This is a genomic window from Pedobacter gandavensis (assembly GCF_014172405.1).
GTDB lineage: Bacteria > Bacteroidota > Bacteroidia > Sphingobacteriales > Sphingobacteriaceae > Pedobacter > Pedobacter gandavensis.
In genome coordinates this window covers 527,620-536,065 of sequence record NZ_WNXC01000002.1, presented here as the reverse complement: position 1 = coordinate 536,065, position 8,446 = coordinate 527,620, and the positions used below count along the sequence as shown (strand labels likewise).

General features: G+C 35.2%; 7 protein-coding genes. 5 read left to right on the top strand and 2 right to left on the bottom strand.

Going from position 1 to position 8,446, the window contains the following annotated elements:
* Nucleotides 1-520: 520 nt before the first annotated feature.
* The 3 genes from GM920_RS10250 to GM920_RS24000 all read left to right on the top strand — a co-directional run bounded on the left by GM920_RS10250 (nucleotide 521) and on the right by GM920_RS24000 (nucleotide 3,004).
* Nucleotides 521-880, top strand: a complete 360-nt coding sequence (locus GM920_RS10250; protein WP_182956615.1) for a hypothetical protein — start codon at nucleotides 521-523, stop codon at nucleotides 878-880.
* 395 nt (nucleotides 881-1,275) lie between these two features.
* Nucleotides 1,276-2,796, top strand: coding sequence for a TlpA family protein disulfide reductase (locus GM920_RS10245; RefSeq protein WP_182956612.1), 1,521 nt, complete (start codon nucleotides 1,276-1,278; stop codon nucleotides 2,794-2,796).
* Nucleotide 2,797: 1 nt separating this feature from the next.
* Nucleotides 2,798-3,004 carry a cysteine peptidase family C39 domain-containing protein gene (locus GM920_RS24000; RefSeq protein WP_394367958.1) on the top strand — a complete coding sequence of 69 codons (207 nt, stop codon included), beginning with the start codon at nucleotides 2,798-2,800 and terminating at the stop codon, nucleotides 3,002-3,004.
* Between the two features lie 433 nt (nucleotides 3,005-3,437).
* On the opposite strand, the gene GM920_RS23995 is transcribed toward GM920_RS24000, so the two are convergent.
* Nucleotides 3,438-3,683 carry a type II toxin-antitoxin system death-on-curing family toxin gene (locus tag GM920_RS23995; RefSeq protein WP_394367957.1) on the bottom strand — a complete coding sequence of 82 codons (246 nt, stop codon included), beginning with the start codon at nucleotides 3,681-3,683 and terminating at the stop codon, nucleotides 3,438-3,440.
* Between the two features lie 270 nt (nucleotides 3,684-3,953).
* Nucleotides 3,954-4,301, bottom strand: a complete 348-nt coding sequence (locus GM920_RS23595; protein ID WP_202986081.1) for a virulence RhuM family protein — start codon at nucleotides 4,299-4,301, stop codon at nucleotides 3,954-3,956.
* A 527-nt stretch (nucleotides 4,302-4,828) separates the two neighbouring features.
* Between GM920_RS23595 and GM920_RS10230 the strand changes: the two genes are divergently transcribed.
* Entirely contained in the window at nucleotides 4,829-5,902 is a 1,074-nt protein-coding gene (locus tag GM920_RS10230) for a hypothetical protein (RefSeq protein WP_182956610.1), read from the top strand.
* A 259-nt stretch (nucleotides 5,903-6,161) separates the two neighbouring features.
* Nucleotides 6,162-8,381, top strand: coding sequence for an NADP-dependent isocitrate dehydrogenase (locus GM920_RS10225; RefSeq protein ID WP_182956607.1), 2,220 nt, complete (start codon nucleotides 6,162-6,164; stop codon nucleotides 8,379-8,381).
* Nucleotides 8,382-8,446 lie beyond the last annotated feature (65 nt).

The window sequence follows — 8,446 nt, the reverse complement described above, 5'->3', positions numbered from 1 at the left end:
CTCCTTTGAATTCAAAATTCTCTAGTATAAAATCTGGCAGAAATAATTTCAGTAATGATGCAGTACTTGATGGCATAAATATTAAACTGGATAAAAATACAAAGCTATATTTTTATCACCTGCTCCACAAGTTTTGGGATTGATCCATTTTCTTCTCATCTCCCAATCACCCTTCATGTGCACTTTTCTACTGAATTTTTATTTTTTCAGTATATATAATAAATTATCAAACAGCCTTTGTATCAGTTTTCTATCATCAGTATTGACACTAGATTTTGCTAATTTTGATTTAAATGCATTTCAAACAAAATTTCAGGTGGGTACAGTAGCAGTGTCAAGCCCAATCTCGGTGCATTTGATGGATAGTAAGTTTAGGAGCTCTTGCTGCCTATGCGATTTTAGATGCTACAGGTGCAATTGATGGTGTAAAGGGAATGGTAGATACCAATTTGCCTGAAGTCGAACAGACTATTCAAAGATATTTAATTAATTTAGGCATGGTTCTAAGAAAAATTAAATTATGACATTAAACCCGTATAAGAGCGTAATCGATTGGTTTTTTAATTATTTAACAAGAAATAAAGATAAAAGAGGGGTTAAAGATAGGACGGTTCGTTTGATGTTTGCCTTTAATGTTCAGTTGCTTGTAGTAGTAGCCATATTTTTCAGCGCCTTTCTTAAAAATATTCCTAAATATATATATATACCATTTTATTTTTTAGCGATTTATGTTCTACAATATATAAACAGGAATTATATAGATAAAAAAGATGATTTAATTACTGATGAAAAGAATACTTTAGTTGATCATGTATCCTATTATTTCATTCTATTGAGTCCTTTGCTTATTTTTTTACTTTTGATTATTGTATTTTCTTAATATAGTGTTTGATCGATGGGGCGAACTCTTCATGGCCCATAAACCAAAATTATAAATTACTTTATTTGCAAATTTTTGGTTCAAAGGGAGTTCGGTTAAGGTTGTTGTTCACTAGATTTGCGCTATCAATAACTAGAGCAAAAGGCAAATTCAAATAAATCCTTTGACACTTAAATCATTAATAATAGGTTAGCTGATATCGCAAAATATCGGGCCGCTCTTGCAGGCAATGAACTTCTGGTAATCTTCTTGAAGTTAATTTTTCTAAAAATCAAGCCATTCTGCTATCTTTACAAGAGTAGTCATTTTATTATGAAATGTCTTGTTCAACTCTTATGTAAATATTCATTCTAGCAGATCTTAAAAAAGGTCTACTAGTTTTAAATCAAAAAATTATGACTAAAATAAGAAAATTACATCTTTATGGTGTATTGAGCCTTTTATTCTTACTATTATATAAGTCATCTGTAGGCATGGTAATAGATACGCCTGTTGTAAAAGTGGGTATTGCAAAGTTAACGGGAACAATAACAGTCCAAAATAATACAAGTAGCGACAGTATTTATGTAAATATTACTGTTCCACATCCAATCTCTGGAGAGTTTGTTAAATATAAAGCATTAGTTGATCGAACTGGAAAATTCGCTATTGATGTTGATGTTGAGACATCGATTTGCTTGACTAGGTTTTACACTAGTTTAGACCCAGATAAAGCACTTCTCGTCAAATTGAAGAGTGGTGATCTTACAAACATTAATCTCGCCTACGATTCAAGTTTTGGTATTGAACATGTTGAGGTAACACCAAACATGAATAAGTATGATGTGCTCCGTTGCTTCGGCCTTATAGGTGAAATGATTGAATTTAAGTCCGACAATTTCCTTGATTCGCCTTATGATAAACCTACAGATTATTTTTTAGAATATACCGAAAGTGTTTTATCCGAGAGATTGACTGTAGTACGAAATGATGCATTAATCTCAAAAGAATTAAAAGAAATATTGTCAAAAGATTTTCAACTATTTCTATATAATACCTCTGTATTCGATTATGCGGGTAAAATGAAGGGAAATTATCGCGCAACCAATGGTGATAAAAACACGGAGCCCGTTATCCAAAATATTGACAGACTCTTTTTTCGTTTTTTGAAAGACTCTAATCTCAATGATCCTCAATATTTGTATATTTTTACCTTCCTCGAATTTCAAAAATCAATTCTCCAAGATAGAACATTGGGACTACCTTTGATAGGAGACAGTGATATTCCGTCTTGGCTGAACAAGGTGAAAGCTATTTTATCAGATTTGGTTGGATTCAAAGACGGCCAATACTATGATATTTTGGCGGCCAATGCTTATGGCATACAGCTCAATGAACAAATAAGACCGCTAAGCCAGATACAAAAGGAAAATATCAAAAAATATTGGAAAGACGGAGATATTGCAAAAATATTATTTCGAAAAGACCTGCAGGTTGTTGGACTGGATAAATATAAATCACCTATTGTTATCAATGATATCTTGTCAATTCCGAATGATAAGGTTATAGAAACAATAGTTTCTAAGTATAAAAACAAGGTTGTTTTAATCGACCTTTGGGCAACCTGGTGTATTCCTTGCCTAACTGCTATACAGGAATTCAGAAGCGCAAAAGGCGAATTCCATGACAAGGATGTTGTGTTTGTCTATCTCACGAATTCGTCTTCGCCCCGAAACGTATGGGAAGAAAAAATTAAGGGTATAGGCAGTGAACATTATTACCTGAATGATTCCCAGTGGGAGTACGTTATGGGTCATTTTGGGTTCGAATATATTCCATCATATCTGTTATATAACAAGAAAGGGCTACTCATCAAAAAAAAATCAGCTTTCCCGGGAAGTGACAAAGTGAAAGATATGATTAACGGCCTGTTGTAAACTGAGAAAACTCTTTCCCCACTACCAGCAATTAGACGCCATGGATTGTGGTCCTACATGCTTGCGAATGATAGTCAGGTATTATGGTTGCAGTTTTTCAGTGCAGTATCTTCGGGAAAAGAGTTTCATAACTCGTTTGGGGGGCTCGGTGCTAGGTATCAGCGATGCTGCTGAGTCTATAGCTTTTGTACAAATGGAGTCAAAATAACCTTAGAACAACTAGCCCCGGAAAAGCCACTTGCATATTTCACTGGAGCCAAAACCACTTTGCAGTCTGTATGCCATCAAAAAGAAGAGAAATGATGACTATGAAATAAAAATATCCGATCTGGCCGGAGAAAAATACATCTTGAACAAAGCAGAATTTCTTAAATGCTGGCTCGTTAAGCCGCAAATAGTCCTCTAAATGATGAAAGTATTCCTGCTGAACGGTACAGAAATTTTTCCCATATGGGAAAATCATTAAAAAATATATTTTTGGAGCCTTTAGATGATATCTAAAGGCTTTTTTAATTTTTGATATTTATAAGGTTGACAATTACCTTCACCATTATTTCCTTCTCATCAGATTTGCTTTCGGCTATCATTAATGTTAGCGCAACCAATGCATTGTCTGCAATGCGTTTTGATCCATCTGGTTTTTAAAGGATGCTGTTCTTGTTCAGAAACCAAACAAATAGGTAAGCAGCAATCCGTTTATTACCATCAGAAAAGGAATGGTTTTTAACCACAAAGTATAAAAGGCTGGCGGCTTTTTCCTCTACACTTGGATATAAATCAATACCATCAAATGTTTGATATATTGTAGCAATGGAACTTCTGAAAGATTGATCTTTTTCGTTCCCAAATAATGAACTCCCGCCGAATTTATCTTTAAGATCATAAATTGCTTGTTTTGCTTCAGCATAATTTATTGCAAAAAGCTGTCTTGTAGTTGTTCCTTCAATTGTTAGTTGCTGATGATCATACTTGTCAAGTATATCTAGGGCGTATGCGTAATCGGTTACTACTCGCAGTAGGCCTGTAGCTTCATCTGTATTTAATGACTTATTTTCAAGTACATTACTTAAGAGATTGACGGTATTCTTTAAAGAGTTTAATTGATCATTTTGTTCTCGTAATCGTGATTCATTTAAAGAATAGCCTTTTACCAGGTATTATTTCAGAATTTTATTTGCCCAGATGCGGAATTGGGTACCTTGTTTTGAATTTACTCTATATCCAACTGAAATAATGAGATCTAAATTGTAGTGAGTCACTTCTCGTCTAATATTTCTTGAACCTTCAGTTTGAACTTGTGCAAATTTTGCACAAGTTGATATCTCATCTAGTTCTTCCGCTTTATATATATTCCTAATATGTTTTGCCAAAGAGGTACGATCCGTTTTGAACAGTTTAGCAAGTTGATATTGATTCAGCCAAATAGTTTCATTTTCTAGCTTAACATCAATAGAAGTAGTTCCGTCTGTGGTTTGGTATATGATTATTTGATCTTTAACTGTCATGTCCTGAGTGATATATACGAACCTATGTATAATGGACCAATAAAACACAGGTTTAAGGTTAAAAATAATTTTACGACTAGATTCTTAATTTGGCTCAATCTTCAAACGTAAAGTCTGCTTTTCAAACCAAAAGCATAATTGCCCGGTTGAGGTTGTTTTTAACTAGATTTGCGCTATCAATAACTAGAGCAAAAGGCAAATTCAAATAAATCCTTTGACACTTAAATCATTAATAATAGGTTCCATAACCCTTAAAAAACGATCTAAATGTTCAAAGTAATCCGGAGAAACGGTACATTGGAAAGCCTTAGAGAAATCTAAGGCTTTTTTGCTTTTCGGGTATTTTGATTCTAAAATCATCTCGCTAGTAACATTTAGCCGAATGTTCAGTTCTAATGTGAAAATATTATACATGAGGCTTCTTTACATTTTAACCCTTGCCTGTTTCTTTCCATTTATTATTAAAGCGCAGGATAGTCCAGGATCAATAATTTATACATCAGATATTGACCATTTTTGGATAGCTTATGATAGTGCAAAGACTACTTCCGACACACTCATTCAAAAGAAGTATTATTCAAGAACTCTACGTAGATAAGGGCTCTGTAGGACTAAAGGCTTTTATGGAAGCTCGGGATTATGATGCAGCGCTTTGGGTTGAACTTATCAATAAATATCCCAAGTTTTGGACAAGCATAAGAAAAAACAACTTGCAAGCTAAAAAGCAGGCTAAGGCTATTGAAGTTAGTTTAAATCGGTTTAGAAAACTGTATCCGGAAATGCGTCCCGCTAAGATTTATTTCACTGTCGGGGGATTGCGTTCTGGTGGAACAATTACAGATGATATGGTTTTAGTGGGAGCAGAAATAGCAACGGCTGACCAAGCAACTGATGCCACAGAATTGAGCGATTGGCTGAGAAATGTGTTTAAAAATCAACATAGTACTAATTTGATTGGTTTAAATGTTGACGAATACGTTCATACACAACAAAAATCAAATGGCAGTACTTTTTTAGCTAAGAGCATTGGGGAAGGTTCAGCAGATTTTATTAGTGAACTGGTGACTGGAAAAATAAATCGAAGTGCTTACACCGTTTATGGAAGGCAACACGAAGCCCAATTAAAGGAATCATTCAAAATAGATATGTTCAGTACTGAAATGTCCAATTGGTTGTATAATGGCTCAAGTGTAACACATGCTGATTTAGGTTACTTTATGGGATATGCGATTTGCAAATCTTATTATAACAATCAGTCAAACAAAAAAAAGGCCGTAAAAGATATTATTGAGCTAAATTACCAGGACGCTGCGCAAGTAGAAAAATTTCTGACAGCATCTAAATATTATGCTGAACTTTTAAACCCAACAGAATTGTTGAAAAAGTTTGAAGAACTGCAGCCCTTTGTAAAATTATCACTTGATATTAATTTGAAAACCGAGGTGGATACCACCTTAACTGAATTAACATTAAATTTTTCTCAACCAATGGGACCCGGGAAATCTATTTCTTTTGGTGAAGGCGGCAAAGCACATTTCCCGATTACCGGGGTTATCGGTTTCTTGAGGATCGAAAAACTTTCAACGTCAAGCTTTCTTTAACACCAAACAAAGATTATGATTTTATCATTACGGGTAGGGGATTCAAGTCCCAGGCTGGATATCCGCTTAAAGAATATACCGTTCATTTGAAAACTGGTCAAGCTAAATAAGATTGTTTATATACGTTTAAAGTATCCATAAAATACATTTCCATGTTCCTTTAGTCGATCGATTATTTTATATTTAGGCGATTTTAAAAAATGGATAGGTTTACAGTTAAAATCTACCAATTAGTTAATCTTATAAAGCAAAAATCAATATGTCGAATACATCAAAAATTATCTACACCAAAACCGATGAGGCGCCAATGTTGGCAACCTATTCACTTTTACCAATCGTACAAGCTTTTACCGCATCAGCAGGTATTGATGTAGAAACAAGAGATATTTCTTTAGCAGGTAGAATTTTAGCAAACTTTCCTGAGTTTTTAAAAGATGATCAAAAAGTAGGTGATGCTTTAGCTGAGCTTGGTGCATTAGCAACTACGCCAGAAGCTAACATTATCAAATTACCAAATATTTCCGCTTCTATTCCTCAATTGGTAGGAGCCATTACTGAATTGCAGGCACAAGGTTATGCTTTGCCAAATTATCCGGATAACGCGCAAACTGAAGAAGAAAAAGCGATAAAAGCTAAATACGGGAAAGTATTAGGTTCGGCAGTGAACCCGGTTTTACGTGAAGGTAATTCTGATCGTAGAGCTCCTAAAGCGGTTAAAAATTATGCAAAAGTAAATCCTCACTCGATGGGTGCATGGTCTGCTGATTCTAAAACTCGTGTAGCAAGCATGAGCGAAGGTGATTTTTATGGTTCAGAGAAATCTTTAACTATTGCTGATGCGAGTCAGTTTAAAATTGAATTTGTTGGGGAAGATGGTGGCGTAATTGAATTAAAAGGTTTAGCTCCATTAAAAGCAGGTGAAGTAATTGACAGTTCAGCTTTAAGCTTATCTGCTTTGAAAGCATTTGTAGCCAAAGAAATTGCAGCAACAAAAGCTGCTGGAACTTTACTGTCTGCCCACCTAAAGGCAACGATGATGAAAGTTTCTGATCCACTTATTTTTGGTGCCATTGTAGAGGTTTACTTCGCTGATGTGTTTACTAAATATGCAGATCTATTTAAAGAACTAAATATCGATACAAGCAACGGTTTAGGTGATGTTTATGCAAAAATTGCAGGGCATCCTAAACAAGCAGAGGTTGAAGCTGATTTGGCTAAAGCCATGGAGAATGGTCCCGCATTGGCAATGGTAAATTCTGATAAAGGAATTACTAACCTTCATGTGCCAAGTGATGTGATTGTAGATGCTTCTATGCCTGCTATGATTCGTACTTCCGGCCAGATGTGGAATAAAGAAGGCAAGTCTCAAGATACAACCGCTTTAATTCCTGATCGTTGTTATGCAGGTGTTTACACAGCAACAATTGAAGATTGTAAGGCAAACGGTGCTTTTGATGTAGCTACAATGGGTTCTGTACCTAACGTAGGTTTAATGGCTCAAAAAGCAGAAGAATATGGTTCACACGATAAAACTTTCCAGGCAAAAGCAAACGGAACAATCCGCGTAACAGATGCTGAAGGAAATGTCTTCTTCGATCAAAAAGTAGAGAAGGGTGATATCTTCCGCATGTGCCAAACTAAAGATGCGCCAATTCAGGATTGGGTTAAATTAGCAGTTAATAGAGCTCGTTTATCAGCTACACCAGCAATCTTCTGGTTAGATGAAAACAGAGCACATGATAGAGAGATCATTGCAAAAGTTAAAAAATATTTAGCTGATTATGATACAACGGGCTTAGATATTCAAATTCTTGCACCTATTGAAGCGACTAAAGTTACTTTAGAAAGAATCAGAAAAGGTTTAGATACGATTTCAGTAACTGGTAACGTATTACGTGATTACCTGACAGATTTATTCCCAATTTTAGAGTTAGGAACTTCTGCTAAAATGTTGTCTATTGTTCCTTTAATGAATGGTGGTGGATTGTTCGAAACCGGTGCTGGTGGTTCGGCCCCAAAACATATCGAGCAATTTATTGAAGAAGGTTATTTGCGTTGGGACTCATTAGGAGAGTTTTTGGCGCTAGGTGCTTCTTTAGAGCATTTAGGTCAAACACAAAACAATGCAAAAGCATTAGTTTTGGCGGAAACCTTGGATGCAGCAACTGAAACTTTCCTGGCTAATGATAAATCTCCAGCTCGTAAAGTTGGACAAATTGATAACCGTGGTTCTCATTTCTATCTGGCTTTATATTGGGCTCAAGAGTTAGCAAAACAGACTAAAGATGCTGATTTACAAGCTAAGTTTGCGCCATTAGCTAAAGCGTTGACTGAAAATGAAGCTAAAATTTCTGCGGAACTAATCGCTGCACAAGGTAAGCCACAAAATATTGGAGGTTATTACCATCCAAATGATGAATTGGCAAACAAAGCAATGCGCCCAAGTGAAACATTGAACACTATTTTAGCTTCTTTGTAAGCTCAAATAAATTTAATTATAGGAGCGCCCTGATGGAAATCAGGGCGCTTTTTTTTGCTCTTATT

Bases quoted from the DNA above. Each gene is read 5' to 3' on its own strand.
- GM920_RS10250 (WP_182956615.1), top strand. From the start codon at position 521: ATGACATTAAACCCGTATAAGAGCGTAATCGATTGGTTTTTTAATTAT.
- GM920_RS10245 (WP_182956612.1), top strand. From the start codon at position 1,276: ATGACTAAAATAAGAAAATTACATCTTTATGGTGTATTGAGCCTTTTA.
- GM920_RS23595 (WP_202986081.1), bottom strand. From the start codon at position 4,301: ATGACAGTTAAAGATCAAATAATCATATACCAAACCACAGACGGAACT.
- GM920_RS10230 (WP_182956610.1), top strand. From the start codon at position 4,829: ATGATAGTGCAAAGACTACTTCCGACACACTCATTCAAAAGAAGTATT.
- GM920_RS10225 (WP_182956607.1), top strand. From the start codon at position 6,162: ATGTCGAATACATCAAAAATTATCTACACCAAAACCGATGAGGCGCCA.